General features: G+C 59.0%; 25 protein-coding genes and 2 tRNA genes. 21 read left to right on the forward strand and 6 right to left on the reverse strand.

What is annotated here, in order from left to right:
* Positions 1-152 precede the first annotated feature (152 nt).
* Complete coding sequence (gene queC / locus ACFE0K_RS13740; RefSeq protein WP_434536598.1) at positions 153-821, forward strand: 7-cyano-7-deazaguanine synthase QueC; 669 nt, start codon at positions 153-155, stop codon at positions 819-821.
* A gap of 72 nt (positions 822-893) precedes the next feature.
* Positions 894-969 (forward strand) — tRNA-Lys (locus ACFE0K_RS13745).
* A 180-nt stretch (positions 970-1,149) separates the two neighbouring features.
* Here the strand turns inward: ACFE0K_RS13745 and ACFE0K_RS13750 are convergent.
* Positions 1,150-1,542 (reverse strand): DUF2493 domain-containing protein, encoded by a 393-nt coding sequence (locus tag ACFE0K_RS13750; RefSeq protein ID WP_434536599.1) that lies wholly within the window; start codon positions 1,540-1,542, stop codon positions 1,150-1,152.
* A 171-nt stretch (positions 1,543-1,713) separates the two neighbouring features.
* Between ACFE0K_RS13750 and ACFE0K_RS13755 the strand changes: the two genes are divergently transcribed.
* The 7 genes from ACFE0K_RS13755 to nadA all read left to right on the forward strand — a co-directional run bounded on the left by ACFE0K_RS13755 (position 1,714) and on the right by nadA (position 9,441).
* A complete protein-coding gene (locus ACFE0K_RS13755) occupies positions 1,714-2,667 on the forward strand; it encodes a YbgA family protein (RefSeq protein WP_434536600.1) in 954 nt (317 codons plus the stop codon).
* Positions 2,664-3,509: a MerR family transcriptional regulator gene (locus ACFE0K_RS13760; RefSeq protein WP_434536601.1), complete on the forward strand. Its 846-nt coding sequence runs from the start codon at positions 2,664-2,666 to the stop codon at positions 3,507-3,509. Before ACFE0K_RS13755 ends, ACFE0K_RS13760 begins: the two co-directional genes overlap by 4 nt.
* Positions 3,506-4,966, forward strand: coding sequence for a cryptochrome/photolyase family protein (locus tag ACFE0K_RS13765; protein ID WP_434536602.1), 1,461 nt, complete (start codon positions 3,506-3,508; stop codon positions 4,964-4,966). Before ACFE0K_RS13760 ends, ACFE0K_RS13765 begins: the two co-directional genes overlap by 4 nt.
* Positions 4,963-6,216 (forward strand): NAD(P)/FAD-dependent oxidoreductase, encoded by a 1,254-nt coding sequence (locus ACFE0K_RS13770; protein WP_434536603.1) that lies wholly within the window; start codon positions 4,963-4,965, stop codon positions 6,214-6,216. Before ACFE0K_RS13765 ends, ACFE0K_RS13770 begins: the two co-directional genes overlap by 4 nt.
* Positions 6,213-6,980 (forward strand): DUF1365 domain-containing protein, encoded by a 768-nt coding sequence (locus tag ACFE0K_RS13775; RefSeq protein ID WP_434536604.1) that lies wholly within the window; start codon positions 6,213-6,215, stop codon positions 6,978-6,980. Before ACFE0K_RS13770 ends, ACFE0K_RS13775 begins: the two co-directional genes overlap by 4 nt.
* Before the next feature lie 55 nt (positions 6,981-7,035).
* Positions 7,036-8,244 carry a class I SAM-dependent methyltransferase gene (locus ACFE0K_RS13780; protein ID WP_434536605.1) on the forward strand — a complete coding sequence of 403 codons (1,209 nt, stop codon included), beginning with the start codon at positions 7,036-7,038 and terminating at the stop codon, positions 8,242-8,244.
* A 147-nt stretch (positions 8,245-8,391) separates the two neighbouring features.
* On the forward strand, positions 8,392-9,441 hold the full coding sequence (gene nadA, locus ACFE0K_RS13785; RefSeq protein WP_434536606.1) for a quinolinate synthase NadA: 1,050 nt from the start codon (positions 8,392-8,394) through the stop codon (positions 9,439-9,441).
* 174 nt (positions 9,442-9,615) lie between these two features.
* Here nadA and ACFE0K_RS13790 read toward each other — a convergent pair whose 3' ends face one another.
* Positions 9,616-11,046 carry a M48 family metalloprotease gene (locus ACFE0K_RS13790; RefSeq protein ID WP_434536607.1) on the reverse strand — a complete coding sequence of 477 codons (1,431 nt, stop codon included), beginning with the start codon at positions 11,044-11,046 and terminating at the stop codon, positions 9,616-9,618.
* Between the two features lie 107 nt (positions 11,047-11,153).
* On the opposite strand from ACFE0K_RS13790, the gene ACFE0K_RS13795 reads away from it, so the two are divergent.
* Positions 11,154-11,402 (forward strand): sulfurtransferase TusA family protein, encoded by a 249-nt coding sequence (locus ACFE0K_RS13795; protein ID WP_434536608.1) that lies wholly within the window; start codon positions 11,154-11,156, stop codon positions 11,400-11,402.
* Entirely contained in the window at positions 11,402-12,493 is a 1,092-nt protein-coding gene (locus tag ACFE0K_RS13800; protein ID WP_434536609.1) for an AI-2E family transporter, read from the forward strand. The genes ACFE0K_RS13795 and ACFE0K_RS13800 overlap by 1 nt, the downstream gene beginning before the upstream one ends.
* 120 nt (positions 12,494-12,613) lie before the next feature.
* Here the strand turns inward: ACFE0K_RS13800 and bcp are convergent, their stop codons facing one another.
* Positions 12,614-13,090 carry a thioredoxin-dependent thiol peroxidase gene (bcp, locus tag ACFE0K_RS13805; RefSeq protein ID WP_434536610.1) on the reverse strand — a complete coding sequence of 159 codons (477 nt, stop codon included), beginning with the start codon at positions 13,088-13,090 and terminating at the stop codon, positions 12,614-12,616.
* 66 nt (positions 13,091-13,156) lie between these two features.
* Positions 13,157-13,684, reverse strand: coding sequence for a glycine cleavage system protein R (locus tag ACFE0K_RS13810; protein WP_434536611.1), 528 nt, complete (start codon positions 13,682-13,684; stop codon positions 13,157-13,159).
* Between the two features lie 361 nt (positions 13,685-14,045).
* Here ACFE0K_RS13810 and dapA point away from each other — a divergent pair, with 361 nt between their 5' ends.
* From dapA to ACFE0K_RS13840, 6 genes are all read left to right on the forward strand, one after another.
* Positions 14,046-14,930 carry a 4-hydroxy-tetrahydrodipicolinate synthase gene (dapA, locus tag ACFE0K_RS13815; protein WP_297768469.1) on the forward strand — a complete coding sequence of 295 codons (885 nt, stop codon included), beginning with the start codon at positions 14,046-14,048 and terminating at the stop codon, positions 14,928-14,930.
* Positions 14,927-15,541, forward strand: coding sequence for an outer membrane protein assembly factor BamC (gene bamC / locus ACFE0K_RS13820; RefSeq protein WP_434536612.1), 615 nt, complete (start codon positions 14,927-14,929; stop codon positions 15,539-15,541). The genes dapA and bamC overlap by 4 nt, the downstream gene beginning before the upstream one ends.
* 5 nt (positions 15,542-15,546) lie before the next feature.
* A complete protein-coding gene (locus ACFE0K_RS13825; RefSeq protein ID WP_434536613.1) occupies positions 15,547-16,320 on the forward strand; it encodes an MBL fold metallo-hydrolase in 774 nt (257 codons plus the stop codon).
* 25 nt (positions 16,321-16,345) lie between these two features.
* Positions 16,346-17,062 carry a phosphoribosylaminoimidazolesuccinocarboxamide synthase gene (gene purC / locus ACFE0K_RS13830; protein WP_297768477.1) on the forward strand — a complete coding sequence of 239 codons (717 nt, stop codon included), beginning with the start codon at positions 16,346-16,348 and terminating at the stop codon, positions 17,060-17,062.
* Positions 17,063-17,119: 57 nt separating this feature from the next.
* Positions 17,120-17,353 carry a DUF6726 family protein gene (locus tag ACFE0K_RS13835; protein ID WP_434536614.1) on the forward strand — a complete coding sequence of 78 codons (234 nt, stop codon included), beginning with the start codon at positions 17,120-17,122 and terminating at the stop codon, positions 17,351-17,353.
* A gap of 151 nt (positions 17,354-17,504) precedes the next feature.
* Positions 17,505-18,011 (forward strand): hypothetical protein, encoded by a 507-nt coding sequence (locus ACFE0K_RS13840; protein WP_434536615.1) that lies wholly within the window; start codon positions 17,505-17,507, stop codon positions 18,009-18,011.
* A gap of 409 nt (positions 18,012-18,420) precedes the next feature.
* On the opposite strand, the gene ACFE0K_RS13845 is transcribed toward ACFE0K_RS13840, so the two are convergent.
* Positions 18,421-18,966, reverse strand: a complete 546-nt coding sequence (locus tag ACFE0K_RS13845; protein ID WP_434536616.1) for a hypothetical protein — start codon at positions 18,964-18,966, stop codon at positions 18,421-18,423.
* Between the two features lie 302 nt (positions 18,967-19,268).
* Between ACFE0K_RS13845 and ACFE0K_RS13850 the strand changes: the two genes are divergently transcribed.
* The 4 genes from ACFE0K_RS13850 (at position 19,269) to ACFE0K_RS13865 (ending at position 21,569) form a co-directional block, all read left to right on the forward strand.
* Positions 19,269-19,964: a GntR family transcriptional regulator gene (locus ACFE0K_RS13850; protein ID WP_035247869.1), complete on the forward strand. Its 696-nt coding sequence runs from the start codon at positions 19,269-19,271 to the stop codon at positions 19,962-19,964.
* Between the two features lie 89 nt (positions 19,965-20,053).
* Positions 20,054-20,130: transfer RNA gene (locus tag ACFE0K_RS13855), tRNA-Val, on the forward strand.
* Between the two features lie 117 nt (positions 20,131-20,247).
* Positions 20,248-20,727 (forward strand): DUF6942 family protein, encoded by a 480-nt coding sequence (locus ACFE0K_RS13860; protein ID WP_434536617.1) that lies wholly within the window; start codon positions 20,248-20,250, stop codon positions 20,725-20,727.
* Complete coding sequence (locus ACFE0K_RS13865) at positions 20,724-21,569, forward strand: DUF72 domain-containing protein (RefSeq protein ID WP_434536618.1); 846 nt, start codon at positions 20,724-20,726, stop codon at positions 21,567-21,569. Before ACFE0K_RS13860 ends, ACFE0K_RS13865 begins: the two co-directional genes overlap by 4 nt.
* Before the next feature lie 86 nt (positions 21,570-21,655).
* Here the strand turns inward: ACFE0K_RS13865 and ACFE0K_RS13870 are convergent.
* Positions 21,656-22,267: transglycosylase SLT domain-containing protein (locus ACFE0K_RS13870; protein WP_434536619.1), on the reverse strand; the 612-nt coding region annotated here is incomplete at its 5' end.

Below are 22,267 nucleotides of genomic sequence, written 5' to 3' on the forward strand. Positions count from 1 at the left end.
GTTGTCCCCGTAGACGGTGGAGATGTAGCCCGTGGACCGCGCGGACTGGTCCGCGGCTGATCGCCGTCCGGTTCGGTTCCAGCTGCAACTGCACAAACTACTCTGGAATGACGCCCGCGGGCGCTAGTCAACGGGTTGAAGGAGAGCCATCAATGAAAAAAGCCGTGGTATTGCTGTCCGGTGGTCTGGACTCGGCGACCTGCCTGGCCATCGCCCGGGATCAGGGCTATCAGTGCCACACCATTGCCTTTGACTACGGCCAGCGGACCCGTTCAGAGCTGGATGCGGCCGAGCGGGTCTCCGCTGCCCTGGGGGCGCTCAGCCATCGGGTGATCGAGCTGGGCATGGGCAATATCGGTGGCTCAGCGCTCACTGACCACTCTATTGACGTGCCGGAAGAGGGCGGTGACGGGATTCCGGTGACATACGTGCCGGCCCGTAACACCGTTTTTCTTTCCCTGGCCCTGGGGTTGGCGGAAGTGGTGGAGGCTGAAGCGATCTACATCGGCGTCAATGCGGTGGACTATTCCGGCTATCCGGACTGCCGCCCCGCTTTCATTGAAGCGTTCCAGACCATGGCAAATCTGGCCACCAAGGCCGGTGTGGAAGGCAGCCCGATCAGCGTGGAGACTCCACTGATGCACTTGAGCAAGGCGCAGATCATCCAGCAGGGCACCACCCTGGGGCTGGATTATGGGCTCACGGTGTCCTGCTACCAGGCTGACGAGAATGGCAATGCCTGTGGCAAATGCGACAGTTGCCGCCTTCGTAAGCAAGGCTTTGAAGAGGCATTGGTCAAAGATCCAACAAACTATCAGTAAAGGGGAAAAAAAATCGGTTTTCCCCTTGTCTCCCGGAAATAAATCCGTATTATTTGCGCCTCCTTCGGGAGCGGGTCGTTAGCTCAGTTGGTAGAGCAGTTGGCTTTTAACCAATTGGTCGCTGGTTCGAATCCAGCACGACCCACCAAATTTAAAAGGGCTCGCCTATGGCGGGCCCTTTTTCGTTTCAGCCCTGTCCCGATTCCCTTCTTTTGTTCTCCCGTCGACACATATTGGTCTCGGCAAAACCCGATTCTCACCACAGAGGCCACAGAGAACACAGAGGTTATGCACTTTCCTCTGTCCTCTGTGGCGGATCAGATTTTCTTCAGCGTGCCACCAGCCCCTGGGGCGTGGGCAGGCCATCTTCGCCGTCCAGGGCGGGCTGCCAGACCGGCAGGCCGGCATCCTCGGCCAGTTGAATCATATTGGCAGTGCCACGACCGCCAGGGAAAGCCACTACAGCCTGGGGTCGACCGTGGTGAAGCATGCGGCGGTTGCGCATGGGGCCGGCAGCGCGACCGTGGGCTACCCAGTTGGCCGGGTAGCTGACCTGGTCCACACCGCTGTCGTGGGCCCACTGGCTGGCCAGTCGATCCGCGCCACTGGCGTTGCCGTGGATCAGCAGACTGAAGGTGTTGTCACGTAGCAGCCGGGCCAGGCTGCGGGCCAGTAATGCCTGATCGGAAAAATCCCGCCCGCCACACACAAGAATACGCATTGCACTGTCCATATGGTCAGTTTTTTTGGCAGTATAAGCATAGCTGCCCGAGATTGCACCTTCAGGAACCGGTGCAGGAGAGAGGCCTGAATGAGAGCTTCACGGGTTGTTGACTGTACACCGGTCTAAACTTGTACAAACATCATTTCTTGTACAGGTATGGGGTGACACATGGACAGCTCCGCAAAAATCCCGGTCGGTATCAGCGCCTGTTTGCTGGGCTTGGAAGTGCGCCACGATAAGGGGCACAAGCATTCCCGCTACTGCACTGGCGTTTTGTCCCGCTATTTCGAGTTTCGTTCCCTGTGCCCGGAGATGGGGGCAGGCCTCAGTGCGCCGCGTAAAGCCATGCATCTTGCCGAACAGGGAGCAGAGCTGCGACTGATCACTACCGATGGGCGTCGCGACCATACCGACCTGATGCAGGATTTCATCATCCGCACCATGCCTACCCTGGCGCCATTGCGGGGCTATATCCTGATGGCCAAATCGCCCAGTTGCGGCATGGAGCGCATTCGCGTCTATAACGATGACGGCAATGTGCAGCATCGTGATGCCAGTGGCCTGTTTGCCGCAGCGTTGCAGACCCATTATCCGCTCATGCCCCTGGAAGAAGAGGGCAGGCTCAATGACGATACCCTGCGGGAGAACTTTATCGAGCGGGTGTTCCTCTACGATGACTGGTGCCAGCTCCGTGAGCAGGGGCTCACCGCCCAGCGGCTGATCGACTTCCACAGTCGGCACAAATTCCAGCTGTTAGCCCATTGTCAGAAAACCTATCGCCAGCTGGGTCCCTTGCTCAGCGATCTGAAAAGCCGTCCGCTGGAGGACATTGCCGAGGAATACATCCACGCCCTGATGGTCGCCATGAAGAAGCGGGTATCCCGTGGTGCACATGTGAATACCTTGCAACACCTGGCGGGTTTTTTGCGTGAGGGCCTCAGCGTTACCGACAGGGCGTTGATCAACGAACAGATCGAGGCATACCTGCGCGAGGAAGTACCGTTGATCGTCCCCATGACCTTGCTGCGTGGCGGCATGCGCAAGGTGCCCCAGCCCTATCTGGAAAAGCAGGGGTATCTGTCGCCTTACCCGGATGACCTGGGGCTGAGAAACCGGGTATGAGCGACGTGCTGACCATCCAGCAGGCCAGTGAGCAGTGTGGCGTCAACCCGGTTACCCTGCGTGCCTGGGAGCGCCGCTATGGCCTGCTTAAGCCGGAGCGCACCGCCAAGGGCCATCGCCGTTACCGATCCGCCGAAGTGGACCAGATCCGGCGCATTGTTCATTGGGTGGAAAAGGGCGTGCCCATCAGCCAGGTGGCGTCCTTGCTGTCAGGGGAGCAGGAGCCGCTGCTGTCAGCCGATAACGGCGTGCCCTGGGCCCAGGCACGCCAGGATGCGTTACAGGCGCTGGAGACCATGAATGGGCGGCGTCTGGAGCAACTGCTCAACCGGCTCCTGGCCGACTACAGTCATATTCAGGTGATCCGCGAACTCAGCGATCCCCTGCGTGAGCAGCTCGCCGGAAGCCCCTCCCTGTCCGCCCATCTGGCCTTGCTGGAAGCCGTTCTGACCCAGAAGTGGGCCGCTCGTGCCTTGTCGCTGTCGCCCAAGCGGCGGGAGTTTGGCTGGCTACTGGTGCCAGTGGGGGACGTGTTGCCGGCGCTGGAGCTGGCCATGGTGCTGCAGCGTCCTTTGTGGTGCTTGCAACGAGACGTGGACGTGGATGCCTTGAGTGCGCTGCTGGCCGATCGTCAGCCCTGCGGGGTGCTCTGGGTGATTGATCGCTGGCCTACCGCCAGCCAGCGCCAGCGTCTCTGGCCGCAACAGAACCAGCCCTGGCCTGTGGCCTGCTGGGGCCGGCTAGTGGACGCGCCGCCGGCCTGTGTGACCAGGCTCACCGGGGACCGTCAGGCGGTGGCGGAACAATTGTTGGCCCTGGAAGGGGATAGAGACGTTTTATGAATCTGCTCTGGTATCGCAACGATCTACGTATCCACTCACACCGTGCCTTGCAGCAGACGCTGGAGCGGGATGAACCGGTTATCGCCGTCTATTTTCTCTGTGAGCAGCAATGGGACAACCACGATGTGGCGCCGCTACGTCGCTGGTATGTGCTGCAAAGCCTGCTCGAATTGGGCGATGCCCTGGCAGAGCGGGGTGTGGATCTGCATGTGCTGGACGCCGGCGACTTTGCCGCCGTGCCCGGGCAGCTGGCGGACTTCGTGGGGGAGCACGGCATTGAACGTCTCTTCTGCAGCCGCGAGTACCCGCTTAACGAACTGAACCGGGACCGGGCGGTGGCCCAGGCGCTAGAGCCGCTGGGGGTACAAATAACCGGCTTTGATGACAGCGTGCTGGTGCCCCCGCGGACCCTGAACACCGGCAAGGGAACGCCATACACGGTTTTCAGCGCCTTTAAAAAACGCTGGGATGTGTGGCTCGACAGCCATTTTGAGCCAGTGGCCGCCTTGCCTGCAGTTCGCGCCGGTAACGGCCGCTTTGTGGGCAAAGGAGTGGTGGAAAGTGCTCTCAACAAGCTGACAGTGCCTGACTCCCTGACCCGTCACTGGCAACCGGGCGAGGCAGCGGCATTGAAACAACTGGATCATTTTGCCGAGCATCATCTGGCCGGTTATCGCAAGCATCGTGATTTCCCTTCGCAACCGGCCACCAGTGCCCTTTCAGCCGCTTTGTCTGCGGGCACGCTGTCACCGGCCAGTTGCTACCGGGCGGCCACCCTGGCCATGGCCGATGCCGGTGCCCGGGACGGGGCTGGCTGCTGGATTGGCGAGTTGGCCTGGCGAGATTTCTATCGCCAGATCATGGCCCGTTTTCCCCGGGTCAGTCGCGGCGGTGCCTTTCGGCCGGAAACCGAGTTGCTGCAGTGGTCCCGGGACCCTGATTTGTTCCAGGCCTGGTGCGAAGGGCGCACCGGCTACCCGCTGGTGGATGCGGCCATGCGGCAATTGCTGGCCACCGGCTGGATGCATAATCGCCTGCGCATGGTGACGGCCATGTTTCTCAGCAAGCACCTGTGGTTGGACTGGCGCTTGGGGGAGCGCTTCTTCATGCAGCATCTGATCGATGGAGACTTTGCCGCCAACAATGGTGGCTGGCAGTGGAGTGCGTCCTCCGGTACCGACGCGGTGCCGTACTTTCGCGTCTTCAACCCGGTCCGCCAGAGCCAGCGTTTCGATGCCCAGGGCGAGTTTATTGCCCGCTGGGTGCCGGCATTGCGCGAGCTGGATAACAAGACCGTCCACGAACCCTGGAAACAACCGTTGCTGGCACCCGACTATCCGCCGCCGGTGGTGCCCCATGCCGGTGTACGCGAGCGGGTCACCGAGGCCTTCAAGGCCGCCAAGGCCCAGTACGACGACAGTAACCACAGTCCCACTAACAGAAAGGAACAGGCATGAGTCAGCGTATTGCCATCGTCGGCGCGGGTATCAGTGGCCTGACCGCCGCCTGGTATCTTTCCCGACATCATCAGGTGGACGTCTTCGAAGCCAACGACTATCTCGGCGGCCACACCTGTACCGTACCGGTGAGCCGGGAGCATGGTGACTACGCCATTGATGTGGGTTTCATTGTGTTCAACGACCGCACCTATCCCAACTATCTGCGCTTGCTGGGTGAGCTGGGCTTGCAGGGCCAACCCACGGCCATGGGGTTTGCCGTCAGCGACCAGCGCAACGGGCTGGAATATTCCGGCGATGGGCTGGGCGGGATTTTTGCCCAGAAGCGCAATCTGCTGAGCCCATCCCACTGGCGCTTTATCGGCGACATCCTGCGTTTTAATCGCAATGCCCCCGGGTTGCTGGATAGCGAGGCGGGGGAAATGCCGCTGGGTGAATACCTGCGCCGGCACGGTTACGGGGAACGTTTCTGTCGTGATTATATTCTCGCCATGGGCGGGGCCATCTGGTCCTGCTCCCTGGAACAGATGGAAGTGTTCCCGGCAAAGTTCTTTATTCGCTTTTTCCAGAATCACGGCCTGCTTTCGCTCACCAACCGGCCCCAGTGGTATGTGGTGCCGGGGGGCTCTAATCAGTATGTGAAACCCCTGGTGGAGCAGTGTTCAGCCCGTTTTCACACCCGTTCAGCGGTGAGTGCGGTACGCCGTCATGAGCAGGGTGTCACTCTCACGGTGAACGGTGAACAGCGAGAGTTTGATCAGCTGATTCTTGCCTGCCACAGCGATCAGGCCATGGCTCTGCTTGATGACCCGGATAGCCGCGAGACCGATTGCCTGTCCCGGCTCGGTTATCAGGATAATGAGGTGGTGTTGCACACGGATATTCGCTTGCTACCTCGGCGGCAGCGGGTCTGGTCAAGCTGGAATGCTTTGCTTTTCAATGACGATCAGGAGCGCGTACAGGTCACCTATGACATGAATATTCTGCAGGGCATCCAGGCCCCGGAAACCTTCTGCGTGACCCTGAATGCCACGGACAAAATTGACCCGGAAAAAATCATCGCCCGCTATCACTTTGCCCACCCCTTGTTCACCCCGGACACGGTGGCGGCCTGTGAAACGCTACTGGCGGGCAATGGTGAAAGGCGCACCTGGTATGCCGGTGCCTGGTGTCGCAATGGGTTCCATGAAGACGGCGTGGTGTCGGCCCTGAACGTGGTGCGTGAATTGTCCCCGGAGTCTGCACCGTGATTACCCAGGCGATAGCGAGGGGCAAGGTATGGCACCAGCGCCTGGTGCCATTCCGTCATGGGTTTCATTACCCGCTGTGGATGGTCTGGTGTGATCTGGCGGAAGTGGACGCCATGCTGGCCCGGCATCCGGCCTGGGGGCGGCGTTGGCGGCTGGTGGTGTTTCGCGACAGCGATTTTGTCGATGCGCGCCCGGATAGCCTGAATGACAAGGTGCGAGAAAAAGCCGTAGAGCTGGGTCTCGATTGGCATGGGGGCAGGGTGGTGATGCTGGGCCAGTGGCGCACCCTGGGCACCCTGTTCAATCCTCTGGTGTTGTACCTGCATTTTTCCGGGGACAGCGATCAGCCGGACAGCATGCTGGCGGAAGTACAGAACACCCCCTGGCGAGAGCGACATTTCTACCCCCTGAACCTGCAAAAAAACGAACAAGGGGACTGGGTGGTGAGCCATCCCAAAGCCTTCCATGTGTCCCCCTTTCTGCCCATGGCGCTGGATTACCACTGGCATCTTCACGTGGCCTTACCCGGTTTGCGTCTAATGTTGGAAGACAGAAAGGAAGATCAGGTCGTGTTTGTGGCTGGTTTGCAGCTGGACCTGAAAGACGCCGGCAAAGGTAACATGGGGTCGGTGATCTTCCGCTTCGGTGCTCAGGGTGTGGCGACAATGCGTGCCATTTACTGGCAGGCATTCCGGCTCTGGCGCAAGGGGGCGAGATTTCATTCTCACCCCGGTAAAAACAGTAACAATCGGTACGGAGATTGACCGCATGCTGTCTGGCGAAAAAGCCACAACAAATCAACTACAACACAGTGTGACAATGAGCTGGCCACAGACCGTGGCTCGCAAGCTGGTGCTGGCTCGGCTCAATGCCCTGCCGCACGGTGCTCTCCGTATTCATGAACCCGATGGCAATCAGGTCGTTCTCGGTAGCCATTCTCACAGCGAAGCGGCCACTATTCGTCTGCGCGACTGGCGCACCTATACCATGATGATGAGTGGCGGCGCCCTGGGCGCGGCGGAAGCGTACATGGAAAAAGGCTGGGATAGCCCGGACCTGGTGGCAGTGATCCGTTACTTTGCCGCCAACGTGGACGCCATGAAATCCCTGGAAGGAGGCATGGCATTGCTGTCCAGGCCTGCCCTGAAAATGTTGCACCGCTACAACCGGAATTCCCTGCAGGGCTCACGTCGTAACATCTCTGCCCACTATGATCTGGGCAACGATTTCTTCAGCCTGTTTCTCGATCGCAGCATGATGTACTCCAGTGCAGTGTTTCCCCGCCCGGACGCCACGCTGGAAGAGGCCTCTGACTACAAGCTGGAAAAAATCTGCCAGTACCTGTCACTGACCCCGGGCATGACATTGCTGGAAATCGGCACCGGCTGGGGCGGTCTCGCCATTCATGCGGCCAAGTATCATGGTGCCCAGGTCACCACCACCACCATTTCCCGGGAGCAGGCTCGCCATGCCCGTGAGAGAGTTCAGGCTGAGGGACTTGAGGGCAAAGTGACGGTGCTGGAAGAGGATTATCGGGAGCTCACCGGTCAGTATGATCGGGTGGTGTCCGTGGAGATGATCGAAGCGGTGGGGGCGGAGTTTCTGCCTGGCTATTTTCAGGTGCTCGGGGAAAGGCTCAAACCGGATGGTAAACTGGTATTGCAGGCCATCACTGTGCCGGATCAACGCTACGAGCATGCACGCAAGCAGGTCGACTTCATCAAACGCTATATTTTCCCCGGTGGATTCCTGCCCAGTGTGTCAGTGATGTGCCAGCATCTGACGGAGCATACCCGCATGGTCGCCACGGAACTCCATGATATCGGCCATGACTACGCCCTGACCCTGCATCATTGGCGCCAGCGTTTTCTGGCGACCTTGCCGAAAGTCCGGGAGCTGGGTTTTGACGAGCGCTTTATCCGTATGTGGGATTACTACCTGTGTTACTGCGAGGGAGCGTTCCTGGAGCGCGCCATCAGCACGGTGCATCTGGTCGCTGCCGGCCCGGACTATCGCCCGGCATCTTGAAAAGCCGCCCATCCGGGCGCATTTTAACGCTTAAGGGTATCAACGTGGCGCCGCCCTGGTGTCACGTTGTGGTATTATGCCCGCCCTGATTTCCTGGTTATTACCTAAGTTATTGATATCAGGGGGAAACCCCAGGCGGTGAAGCCAATGACTGCAGAGGCACAAGCACTGGTACAGGCCCATCTGGCCAAGGTGGTACACGAAGACTCGCTCAGCGAGGAGCAGCGTGCATCCTACCGCCAGCGCATTAAGGAATTGTTACGCCAGCGCGACGCGGTACTGGTGGCCCACTACTATACCGATCCTGAAATCCAGTCCCTGGCGGAAGAAACCGGTGGCTGCGTGTCCGATTCCCTGGAAATGGCCCGCTTCGGCAAGGAGCACCCGGCGTCCACTCTGATCGTGGCCGGGGTCAAGTTCATGGGCGAGACCGCCAAGATTCTCAGCCCGGAAAAACGCGTTTTCATGCCTACCCTGGAAGCGACCTGCTCGCTGGATATCGGTTGTCCTGAGGACGAATTTGCCGATTTCTGCGACCAGCATCCGGATCGAACCGTGGTGGTGTATGCCAATACCTCGGCGGCGGTGAAAGCGCGTGCCGATTGGGTGGTCACATCCTCCATTGCGGTGGAGCTGATTGAGCATCTGGACCGCAACGGCGAAAAAATTCTCTGGGCCCCGGACAAGCACCTGGGCAGCTATGTGCGCGACAAGTCTGGTGCGGATGTACTGTGCTGGGATGGTGCCTGCATCGTGCACGAGGAATTCAAGGCCAAGGGGCTGCACGATCTGAAAGCGGCCTACCCGGACGCTGCCATTCTGGTACACCCGGAATCCCCGGCGCCGGTGGTGGAAATGGCGGATGTGGTGGGCTCTACCTCGCAGTTGATCAAGGCCGCCTGCGAGATGGATAACGACACCTTCATTGTCGCCACGGACAAGGGCATCTTCTACAAGATGCAGCAGCTTGCCCCAGGCAAGACCTTCCTGGAGGCGCCTACTGCCGGCTCCGGTGCCACCTGCCGTAGCTGTGCCCATTGTCCGTGGATGGCCATGAATGGCCTGCAGAACATGCTGGCGGTGCTGGAAGACGACAATGGCATGGGCCAGGAAATCTTCGTCGATCCGGAGCTGGCAGACAAAGCCATGGTGCCGCTCAACCGCATGCTGGATTTCGGCAAATCGCTGAAAGGGTAGAGCACGTCAGAAGCCCGGCGAGAAGATTGCCCGTCACGAGAAGCGAGTGGCGAGTTGCGAAAGGCATAACCGCTATTGCCTTTCGCAACTCGTCTCTCGCAACTCGCTAACGTTCCATTGCAGCCGCGCCCCGTGATCTCCCTCGCCACTTTCCCGGCGTGCCCGCCAACGGGCCTAGAATTCCTCTTGCGATAATCTCTTCATGGTTTGCAGCCGGCCATTGAGCTTGCTGTACAGCGCAAAGTCATTTTCCGCATCCCGCAAGGCGTATTCCATCTGCTGCATCGCCTGTTGATCCCTGCCACGCAGGAACTGGCTTTCTGCCCGTGCGTGCAGGGCGCGAACCTTGTCGCCGCTGTTGCCGTAGGCGTCGGCGGCCAGCTCCCAGAGATACGGGTTGTTGGGGCGGTCTCCCAGCAGCGGTTTGAGCAGGGGAAGGGCTCTGGCCGGTTGCTCACTGCGCAGCAGGGCTTTGCTCAGCAAAATGGACGCCGGGTAATTGTTCGGTGACAGATCCAGTACCCGTTCCGCCTGGCTGATAGCCACGTCGTAGTTGCCTTCGTCCATCGCCACTTCTACCAGTCCCAGTCGGAACCACAGCTGGTCCGGGTGTTCCTCGGCAAGTGCCTGCATGATTGTTCTGGCCTGGTCATAGTGGTCGGCACGCAGATAGCTCAGCGCCAGTCCGTAGCGGGCGGCCTGCAGACCCAGGGCATTGTGTTCGTTGCTGTATTGGCGGAAATGGTCGATGGCATGATCATCGCCCTGAATGAAGGCGGCCTGCAGCCGTGCCTGTACCAGCAGGAAGTGCACGGAGGGGTTGCGACGCGGTGTGGGCAACGCCCGCGCTCGGGAACGGCTGTCGGCAATACGGCTCTCGGTGACCGGGTGAGTGAGCAGGAACTCGGGAGGATCACCGGAAAAACGCTGGCTGTTGTGCATGCGTTCGAAGAAACGGGGCATGGCATCCGGATCCATGCCGGCGGCGACCAGGGTCTGCATGCCTACCCGGTCCGCTTCCCGCTCGTTATGGCGGGAGTAGGCCAGTTGTGCCTGGATGGCACCGGCCTGGGTGGCAGCGATACCCGCCATACCCGCTTCGCCATCACCGGCAATGGCGACTGCCAGGCTGGCCAGCATGGCGGCCAGCACGGCGGTGTTCATCTTCTTGGAGTCCAGGTAGCGGCGGGCAAAATGCCGCTGGCTTACGTGGGCGATTTCGTGGGCCACTACGCCGCCCACCTCGTCTTCGTCACGGGCATTGAGGAACAACCCGGCGTTAAGGCCGATCACGCCGCCGGGTACTGCAAAGGCGTTTATCTGGCGACTGTTGATGACCACGATGTCGAGATTGGGTTCTTTCAGATCACTGTAGGACGCAAGCCGGTAGACCAGGCTTTCCACATACTCCTGCACCAGTGGGTCGGACATGATCGAGGTCTGCCCGCGCAGGCTGCGCAGCCAGCCCCGGCCCAGCCGGTATTCCTGGTCGGCGGACATCAGCGCGGCGGTGGGGTCACCGAGCACCGGCAAGTCGTCATTGGCGCTGGTGGCCGCCAGGGTGCAACAACTCAACAACAAGAGAGTGCGTAGCAAAAACTTCAAGTAGGTGCTCCCATGATTATTTGTGCCGGCCGACACAGACCGACCCTTATTCCATCGCCGGGTTGTGACTATAATGCCGTTAGACTAGAGACGAATGAAGCGCCCATATGAGCGACCTGCCTATTGACCAGCAGATTGATGCCTCCAGCCTGCAATGTCCCATGCCGCTGTTGAAGACCCGGCAGGCGCTCAGGCATCTCAAACCGGGGCAGCTGCTGGAGGTGATCGCCACCGATGCGGCTTCTGCCGATGACATTCCCGCCTATTTGAGACAATCCTGCCACGAGCTGGTTCGCATGGGCGAAAATAAGGGCCACTATGCCTTTGTGATTCGTCGTGGCGAACAGGAGAGCTGATGTTACGTATTCTCAAAAACTGGTCCGAACGGTACTTCTCCGACGAGGAGGCAGTATATCTGCTGGTGGTATTGCTGGCGGCCGGGCTGGTCATTCTGTTTTTCGGTGGCATGTTGGCGCCAGTGCTTGCATCGATCGTGATTGCTTACCTGATGCAGGGGCTGGTTGCCGGGCTGGAGCGTCGAGGCATGCGTCGTCTGCTGGCGGTGAATCTGGTTTTTACCCTGTTTCTGGGCTTGCTGATTGCCACCCTTGTGGTGCTGCTGCCCATGGTATGGCGGCAGACCTTGCTGCTGGTGCAGGACCAGTTGCCGTATCTGCTGAAGAATGGGGAAACCTGGCTCAGACAGTTACCGGAACATTATCCGGAAGTGATCTCCATGGAGCAGGTCAATTCGATTGTGGCGGTGATACAGCGTCAGGTGGCGGAAGCCGGGCAGGGGGTGCTGACCCTGTCGCTGGCGTCTATTCCTAACCTGGTGGAGGTGCTGGTGTTCCGCGTATTGCTGCCATTGCTGGTGTTCTTTTTCCTGAAGGATCGGGAAACCATCATCAACTGGCTGATGCGTTTCCTGCCTCGTCGGCGCCGGATTCTGGATCACGTCTGGCATGAGATGGATGATCAGATTGCCAACTATGTGCGCGGCAAGGCCATCGAGATCCTGCTGGTTGGCAGTGCCACCTTTATCGCTTTCCTGCTGCTGGGCATGCACTACACCGTGTTGCTGGCGGTGCTGGTAGGGTTGTCCGTGGTAGTGCCCTATATCGGCGCGACGGTGGTAACCCTGCCGGTGGCAGCGGCGGCCTATGTGCAGTTTGGCTGGAGCGGGGACTTTGCCTTGGTGATGGTGATTTACGGCGTCATCCAGTTTATCGATGGCAATATTCTGGTGCCGCTGCTGTTCTCGGAAGCGGTGAATCTTCACCCTGTGGCGATCATTACCGCGATTCTTCTGTTCGGGGGAATGTGGGGATTGTGGGGGGTGTTCTTTGCTATCCCGCTGGCGACCTTGATCAAGGCGGTGATCAATGCCTGGCCCAGTCAGGCGGTTTACCCTGATGCAGAGCTGAAGGAGTCGTCGGCGCAATAATCCAAAATCTGAAGAGCGGTATTTACCACAGAGGACACAGAGATCACAGAGAACAATCTGTCTTTCCCTCAGTGATCTCTGTGCCCTCTGTGGTGGAAATGCTGTTGATTCAGAGGCTCTCTAGATTCCCAGTTCGTCCAGCTCTGCTAGCAGATCCTCGTGATGGCTCTTGGTTTTGAACTTGTCCATTACCTTCAGCAGTTTGCCGTCCTTGCCGATGATAAAGGTGGTGCGGATGAGCCCCATGAATTCCTTGCCCATGAACTTCTTCATTCCCCAGCAACCGTATTTTTCCGCGGTGGCGTGGTCCTCATCGGACAATAAGGTGAAGTTCAGATCATGCTTGTCGATAAATTTGGGCAAGCGGGCAACCGGGTCCGGGCTGATGCCGAATACCACCACACCACGTTTTTCCAGCTCAGCTTTGGTATCACGAATGCCGCAGGCCTGGGTGGTACAACCCGGGGTGAGTGCCTTGGGGTAGAAGAAAATCACCACCGGGCTCTTGCCCTTGAAGGATTTCAATTCAACCGGATTGCCGTCCTGATCGGGCAGTTTGAAGTTGGGGGCCAGGTTACCAATTTTGGGATGTGCCATATCGGGTCCGCTTCTCTTTCATGATGTTGATGGTTTTGCCGAGTGAGTGAAACGCTTAGTGATTCCCTAGCGTTTCGGCGTCATGGTGGCATCCAGGTTGCGCGCCTCGCAGAAGTCCAGGAAGGCCTCACGTAATTCGGCCACCGATTGTTCCGCGTTCATGCTCAGTACCAGGTGAAGGCTGAACATGCGGGTGCCGGTGTGGGGAGCGGCATAGGTGCCGGTATGCAGGTCATCAATGTTGATGCTGCGCCGGGAAAAGAAGTTGGCGATTTCGTGGACGATGCCCGGGTTGTCCATGGCCACCACCTCTACCTCGTAGGGCAGGGCGCGGGCCTGCAGATCGCGTGGGCGGGTACGTTTCAGGGTGATCAGCAGGTCCAGTTCGTTGGCCAGGTTGTCCCGGTCCGTTTCCAGGCGCTCCAGGGTGGCATCGCTGCCGGACACCAGCATCAGTACGGCAAATTCACCGCCCAGCACGGTCATGCGAGAGTCGAGGATATTGCCGTTGTGTTCCAATACCGCCCGGGAAAGGGACTCCACGATGCCCGGGCGGTCTGAACCCAGGGCTGAGATAACGATGAGTTGTTCCATGATGCGCTCCGCAGGCATTGTCTTGTTGTGTGGTCAGAGTTTAGAGGTTTTCTGAAGGGTGTGCAGAGACCTTGAGGAATATGAGGAGACCCTGAAAAGCCATGGTGAGGTGCGAGTGACGAGTTTTGAAAGGCAACACCGGGTTTGTCTTTTCGAAACTCGTCACTCGCACCTCGTGACTCGCTTCAGTCTGTTTCCACTGGAATGGCCGTAAAGCAGCCGCGGCCAGGCTCTGCCGGGAAGGCGGTTGGGTGTCAGGCGTCTGGCGTCCAGCGTTTTCGAGGTTTACCATAGCGCCCTTCGGTCCGGTGCACCGGAATAATCGCGATTGCGCCCCATTGGCGCAAAACAGGAGACAGGCATGATCCGTGGCAGCATTGTAGCGCTGGTAACCCCCATGCGCGCAGACGGAGCAGTAGACTGGGAGCGCTTGCGCGCCCTGGTGGACTGGCATGTGGAGCAGGGCACCCACGCCATCGTGGCGGTGGGCACCACGGGTGAATCCGCCACCCTGGGTTTTGAAGAGCACGACAGTGTGATTCGTGAGGTGGTGGCCGCGGCCAAGGGCCGCATCCCGGTGATCGCCGGTACCGGCGCCAACAACACCGAAGAAGCCATCCGTCTGACCCGTGACGCCAAGCGTGACGGCGCCGATGCCTGCCTGTTGGTAACGCCTTACTACAACAAGCCGCCCCAGGAGGGCCTCTACCAGCATTATCTGGCGGTGGCCCGGGCGGTGGATATTCCGCAGATTCTCTACAACGTGCCCGGCCGCACCGCCTGTGATCTGTTGCCGGAAACCGTGGAGCGGCTGAGCAAGGTGCCCAATATTATCGGCATCAAGGAAGCCACCGGTAACCTGGAGCGGGCCCGTGAAATCCGCGAGCGTTGCGGTGACGACTTCATGCTCTACTCCGGTGACGACGCTACCGCCATGGACTTCATCCTGGCCGGTGGTCACGGTGATATCTCGGTGACCGCCAATGTGGCCCCGGCCAAGATGGCGGCCATGTGTGAAGCGGCCCTGGCCGGTGACGCGGACCAGGCCCGTGTATTAAATGCGGAACTTGAGCCCCTGCATCGTGATCTGTTTATTGAAGCCAGTCCGATCCCGGTGAAATGGGCACTGTATGAAATGGGCCTGATTGACCTTGGTATCCGCCTGCCGTTGGTGTCGCTGTCAGAAGCGGCCCAGCCGCGTTTGCGTGAGACCATGCGTCAATGTGGCCTGCTGGAGGTTAAATGAAGAAAGCGGCGTTAACGCTCGCCCTGGTGGTATCCGCAGCATCCGGCTGTAGCTGGTTGCCGGACAGCAGCCTGAATTATCGCAATGCGCAAATGCTGGAGCCTATCCAGGTTCCTGAAGACGGCGTATTCATCGGCGAGCAGCCGCTTTATGCGGTCCCGCGTCAGGAAGAACGCCTGGTGGGCCGTGGTGAAGATGAGAAACGTTTTGAGGTGCCCAAACCGCCCCAGCTGGTAGTTCTGGGTGGCGCTGACGAGGAAAAGTCACAGCAACCGGCCCCCAAGGATGCGTCCTCGAAGGCGATTCTGGCCCGTGATGGTAACGGCTATCCGATTATCATGATGTCTACTCGCTTTGCCTGGGCCTGGGAGTACGTGGGCGACGCCCTGGGTAACACCGACCTGAAGATCAGCGACCGGGACCGTGAGGTGGGGATTTATTACCTGAAGGTGCCGGAGCGCTATACCCTGGACGCCAAGACGGCTCAACTGAAACTGAGCCATACCACCAATGGTATTCAGGTGGCGGTATTGAATGAAGAAGGCTCCGCGCTGGTGGAAAAAACGCCGGGCCAGGCCATTCTTGAACGCATTTTTGAAGAATTGAATTAAGTATTATGAGGCTGGCATCCCTGGGCAGTGGCAGTAAGGGCAACGCCACCCTGGTGGAAGCGGACGACACTCTGGTGTTGATCGACTGCGGGTTTACCGTCAAGGAAACCGAGCAGCGGCTGGCACGACTGGGGCTGGCGGCGGATCAGCTCAGTGCCATTCTGGTTACCCATGAGCATGGCGACCATATCCGCAGTGCCGGGGCGTTGGGCCGCAAGACCGGTTGCCCGGTCTACAGCTCTTTTGGCACCGCCAGCGCTGTACAGGGCAAACGCACCAGTCTCAGCGGTGCTAATTGGCAGGAAGTGCGGCCGGGGCGTGCCTTTACCGTAGGGGCGTTGCAGATTCTGCCGGTCCTGGTGCCCCATGATGCCCGCGAGCCTTGCCAGTACCGCTTTACCTGGCAGGGCCGCACCCTGGGCGTGCTCACCGATCTGGGGGCCATTACCCCCCATGTGGTGGACGCCTACCAGGACTGCGATGCGCTGGTGCTGGAATGCAACCATGATGCGCAGATGCTGGTCCACGGCCCCTATCCGCCGTCGTTGAAACGTCGGGTGGGGGGAATGTTGGGGCATCTGAGCAATGATCAGGCGGCGGCGCTGCTGCGCCAGGCCAATGTGGATCGCCTGCAGCATCTGGTGTTGTCGCACCTGAGTGAGCAGAACAATACGTCCCGGCATGCACTGGATGCCATTGAGCGGGTAGTGACCCGAGGGCGTGAACGAATTGGCGTTGCCAGCCAGACGGAAGGGTTTGGCTGGCTGCAAGTACATTAATACTGACCCGAGTAAAGGCCTTTCCATGGAAAAACGCGACGAGTTGTATGCCGGCAAAGCCAAGTCTGTGTACACCACCGATGACGCGGACAAACTGATCATGTTGTTCCGCGACGACACCTCGGCCTTTGACGGCAAGAAGAAAGAGGCGCTGGCGCGCAAGGGTGCGGTGAACAACCAGTTCAATGCCGCCATCATGGAAAAGCTCAAGGCGGCGGGTATTCCCTGTCACTTCGAGCAAATGCTCTCGCCAGTGGAATCACTGGTGAAAAAGCTGGAAATGATTCCGGTGGAGTGCGTGGTGCGCAATATTGCCGCCGGCTCCATCTGCCGTCGCCTGGGTGTGGAAGAAGGCCTGGAACTGAATCCGCCCACCTTTGAATTCTTTCTCAAGAATGATGATTTGGGTGACCCCATGGTCAACGACTTCCATATCCGCAGTTTCGGCTGGGCCACCGACGAGCAGGTGGCGCAGATGAAAACCCTGACGTTCCAGGTTAACGAGGTGCTCAAGCAGTTGTTCCTGGACGGCGGCATGTTGCTGGTGGATTACAAACTGGAATTCGGCGTGTTTAATGGTGAAGTGCTGCTGGGCGATGAATTCAGCCCGGACGGCTGCCGGCTGTGGGACAAGGACACCCGCGAAAAGCTGGACAAGGATCGTTTCCGCCAGGGCCTGGGTGGCGTGGTGGAAGCCTATGAAGAAGTGGGACGTCGATTGGGGATGCAGTTTCAATACTGATTCACGGCGTCTTGGTACACGTGCGAACAACACCCTGAAGAATAATAAGGAGCAACTATGAAATCGGTAATGCGTCTGGCAGTGATGGGCCTACTGGCTGCCACTCTGAGTGGCTGTTTCCTCACTAAATTGGCAACCACCCCCATGCGACTGGTCGGTGCCGCTGGCTCCGTCGTGGGCGCCGTATTGTCCATTATTCCGGTGGCCGGCAACGCCGCCGATGAAGCACTGGAAAAAGTGGATGGCGCCATCGACACCACCGCCGACAGCATCGACAAGATCCCGCTGTAATACTGGTCCGGGCCCCGCTAACGCCGGGCCCGGGCTTTCCATGCTTGTAATCCGTGAGGGGGTTGTGAAAAATACAGGCTCCCTGGCCCGCTTGCGGCCTGACCAGGCGTGAACAGCCCTGGCTGAATAACAACAATAACCGGAGTTTGCCATGCACCGCTGGCTACTGTCCTTCCTCATGCTCATGCCCGTGCCGGCTGTGGCAGATGATCTGCTTATCGGCCTGGGCTACCTCAATGGTCTGGCCGGGTTGAACCTGGAGTGGGCCACCGAGCACAACAGCTTCTACGCCATGCCGGCCTTTTACCTTGATTCCGGCGGTCTCGACACCGATGAACCCCGTTGGGTGGCCGGCTGGCGCCATAAAATGGAGCGCGGCTTGATGTCCGAGAACGGTTTTTATACCGGCCTGATGGCGGGGGACCTGGGCGGTGAGCGCCACTATGAGCGTCTCGGTGTCGGGGTGGAGCTCGGCCACCAGTGGGTAAAACCCTATTCCCGCTGGACCGTCAGCGCGGCGGTAGGGGCCATTGAAGCCCTGGACTGTGACGAGTACAAAGCCGCGTTTCGCTGCGACAGCGAAGAAGAGCGCGACAATAACGATCTGGATGTAGAGCCGGTCGTCGTGCTGGGTATCAGCTTCAGTCTGCGGCGCTGACCCTCAAACCTTTCTGCGTTTCCCTTTGCAAGTGGCTGTGGCGGCTCAATAAAGCGGTACGGACGCTTGCATTTTTCTGTTTGCTCCGGTTCGGGGCAAGAGTTTTGCACAGCGTTTAACCGTTTTTCAGACCTTGTGTGAATGTTCTTGTCTAACTTGTTGATTTGCAGTAAATGATTTATAAGTTGTTGTTTTAAAAGAACTTAATAAAACGGCCATTTTTTCATCATTCTGGGGAAAGGGTAGGAAACATCGGCGCTGGCGGCAGTTCCTGACAGTCTATGCACAAAGTTATCCACAGATGCTGTGAGTAACTTTTTGTGCTCCATATAGTGGCAGCAAACGAGTTTGCCGTGGCATTTGTCGCGTATCCACATTGCAGCGTATACGGCAAACAATAAACCGGTGCTCAGCGTTTCAGCATGGGCAGTGGTCGCCAGGGTTGGCTGAGCAATTGCTGGCCGCTCAGCTTGAGCAGCAGGCGATGAAAACCCGCGTTGGGGAAGGCCCGTTTGATCAGCCGAACCCGGGCCATGGGTACGCCGAAGCGCATCAGGCCCAGACTGACATCCATCCAGTCTGCGCGTCGAAACACTTCAGCCAGGTTTGTCGGGTCGTCGTGATAGCGACTGATCTTGTGGTGATTCAGGATCATGGCGCGCACCATGGCACGGTGATGGCCGAGTTTTTGCTCTTCCAGATAATGTTCCGCCAGGCGGGCAGAGGGCTGGAGATAATCGAAAGTACCGGCCAGCCAGATGCCGGCATCATGGAAGAAAGCGGCAATCTCCAGGGCTTCCTGCTCTTGCTCGTCCAGTGTCTTCTGGGCTGCCACCAAATTGATAAGACGGTAGACGTGGTTGCGGTAAGGAGTCTGTTGCTTGCCAAAGCGTTCCGTGTACTGATCAAAGAGTGAATCCACACGGGGTAATTGCGTAATCAGGTCTGGGGACATCCTGTGTACCTGGTGATTCTTTATTGTTGTGCCCTGAGGCAGCCTTTCTCTTTCATACTGGCCAGTAATAACGCTGAAATCCAGAGGACCGGGGAAAAAGTGCGAGCGTGGACACATCTTGTTGTCGGTCATTGTAGGCAATTGGTTTCCAGCTATTGGAGCCCCGTCGCCCTTGTTCTATAGTCAGACAAGAATTTTGGGATTGTTCAACAAGCAATGGGGGCTGTGCCTGTACCGGCGATTGCGGTGCGGAAACAGAGCGTGCGGTTGAATGCTGAAAGAGGTCCCTCTAAGGAGTACCCGTGAGCTTCAAAGCCAAAGAAAGTCTTTCCGAGCAGATTGCCCAGCACCTGGCCAAGCAGATTATCCATGGTGACATGCTGGCCGGTGATCGTATCCAGGAGCTGCGTGTGGCCGGCGAGCTGGATGTGAGCCGTGGCTCCGTTCGCGAGGCGCTGCTGATCCTGCAGCGCCGCCAACTGATCGATATCCTGCCGCGCCGCGGGGCGGTGGTGAAGGAAATGTCCGAAGCCCATGTGCGCAGCCTCTACGAGGTGATGCAGGTGTTGCTGGGCCTGGTGATCCGCAAGGCCATCAAGGTGGTGCGTGAAGAGGATCTGGATGCCTTTATCGAGCTGGTTCACGGTCTGCAGGTGGCGGCGGAAGAGCGGGATCTGGATGCGTTCTTTGTGCTCAGTTTCCAGTTCCTTGAGCATGCCTACCCGTTTGCCCGCAATGTATTCGTGGAAGACATTCTTATCAATATGCAGCCGGCCATGCAGCGGGCCTACTTCATGGCCCTGCACCTGGAAGCCGACGAAGTGAAGGAATGCCTGTCGTTCTTCAAGGCCCTGGTGGAGACCATCTTCCGCCGTGATGTGCGCTCGGCGCTGGAAATCATCCGTGAGTTCGCCGAGCACCAGTCAGAGCTGGTGGAGGAATCCATCACCCGCGCCCGCCAGATCGAAACCGCCTGGGGATCTCGCCGGCGTAAATAAATTGACCCTTGCCCTGCGCGGCCAAGCTGCATAGAATTGCCACCCTCTTCAGGCACATGGCACTAGAGCATTGCCCTGAAGGTTGCCATAGAACCGTAGCTCAGTTGGTTAGAGCGCCGCCTTGACATGGCGGAGGTCGGCGGTTCGAATCCGCCCGGTTCTACCATTATTCAGGAAAAAGGGTTTGTCGCAGAGTCATGTGGCAAACCCTTTTTTCGTTTTAGCCCCTTTTCCTCGCCGGCCTGTAGAATACCCGCACCCTGGAATCGACGAGACCGCTGGGATGCCTGACGCCGACTATCTTGGGGCCATCCGCCCGACATTGATGCTCTACCTGCCCCACCGGCCGAACGGCCTTGTTCGGTTGCAGCAACGCCCTGATGCGGCTGAATTGCTGGCAGCCAACTCCAACCACTGGCGCAAGATCGTGAACCTGCTCGCCAAAGTGGTCAGTCCGTCCGCTGAGGACTGGCGGCTTTTTCGGGATGTTTCCCTGTTCCAGAACACCGCTCTCGGTTTTGCGCCGGCATTGTCCAGCGGGGGGGGCTGGCACTGGATTGGTGGAAAAGAAAACCTGCAGCGTTTTGTCGGGCTGAAGCACAATGCCTGCCCGCTGGTCGGTGCTCCCGGTGTCTCCGTGGACACAGAGAGGCGCTTATTGCTGACCCCCTATCCGGACTATCGTCAGCTCAGCAACGCGTTGGTGGAAACGGTGCGGCGTTTTCTAGAGGAGCAGGGCTTCTATGGCGGGACTCACCCATGACACAGCCGTATTTTCTGGGCTGCCCGCAATGGCAGCATCCGGGATGGAATGGCCGCCTGCCTGCCGGCGTGAGTCCTCTGGCTCGTTATAGCCGGGTTTTCAATAGTGTCGAGGGCAATACCTCCTTTTATGCCACGCCGTCGCGCCAGCAATGTGAGCAATGGCGGGTGCAGGTGCCGGAGGATTTCCGGTTCCTGTTCAAGTTTCCCCGGCAGATCACTCATGACTGTCTGCTGCAAGGTGTTGATAAGCAGGTCGGGGCTTTTCTGGATGTGCTGGCTCCGCTGACAGAGGTGCTCGGGCCCATGCTGCTGCAGCTTCCTGCGGCTTTCGGGCCGGAGCGATTGGGTGATTTGTGGCGCTTTGTGGAAACGCTGCCGGCATCATTCGAGTGCACGGTAGAAGTGCGTCACCCGGATTTCTTCGCCAAGGGGGAGGCGGAAAAGACTCTCAATCGTGGTTTGCGCGAGCGTAATCTGGCCCGGGTGTGTTTTGACAGCCGGGCGTTGTTTGCCGCCAGCGCGGTAGATGAGGCCACACGAGAGGCCCAGCGCAAGAAGCCCCGGTTGCCGGTGCACGTGCTGCCGGTCAATGCTGCGCCGGTGGTTCGCTATGTGGGGCATCCGGAGCTGCAGGCCAACCGACCGTTTCTTGCCCCCTGGGATGAGCGGGTGGCACGCTTGATAGCGGCGGGGGAGCGTCCTTACCTGTTCATACACATGCCGGACAATGGTGATGCACTGGCTCTGGCAGCATTGTGGCACGCCATGCTGGCGGAGCATGTGCAGGGGCTGGCGCCGTTGGCCATGGGGCAGCAGGTGGACCAGCCAGGGTTGTTCTGAAACGACAACGTTGCGAGTCGCGAGAAGCGAGTTTCGAAGTGCAGAACTCTGACAGGGGTTCGTTACTCGCCTCTCGTGACTGTTCCTTAATTCAGTGCGATCAGGGTGTCGTCACGGCGGCGGCTGTTTTCCGCCCACACCAACAGGTCGTAATAGCGGCGGATGTGGCGGACGTAGATCACTGCCTGGCCGCCGCGGGCATTGCCGTAGCGCAGCTGGCCGGCGTAGGCCGGGTTGGCCAGCATGGGCAGACGTTGTTTCACATCCTGCCAGTTGTCCGGGTTGCCGCCCTGATTCTGGGTCAGCACCCGAGCGTCTTCCAGGTGACCGAAGCCCACGTTGTAGGCAGCCAAGGCCATCCAGGTGCGGCTCGGTTCCGGGATGCGCGCGGGGATGCGTTCGTGGGTGTGACGCAGGTAGTCGGCGCCGGCCAGGATGCTCTGCGCCGGGTCGGTGCGATCACTGATACCCATTTGGCGAGCGGTGTCGTTGGTGAGCATCATCAGGCCCTTCACCCCGGTGGGGGAGATGGCACCCGGATCCCACAGGGATTCCTGATAAGCCAGGGCAGCCAGCAGGCGCCAGTCAAAGCCGCTGTTGCCTTCCGCCTTGCGGAACAGTTCCTCATAGCGGGGCAGGCGGTCTTCCAGGTGGCGCATGAAGCTGCGTGCTGCATACAGATTGAACTGCTCCACATG

Source organism: Alcanivorax sp. (assembly GCF_051117345.1).
Taxonomy (GTDB): Bacteria; Pseudomonadota; Gammaproteobacteria; order Pseudomonadales; family Alcanivoracaceae; genus Alcanivorax.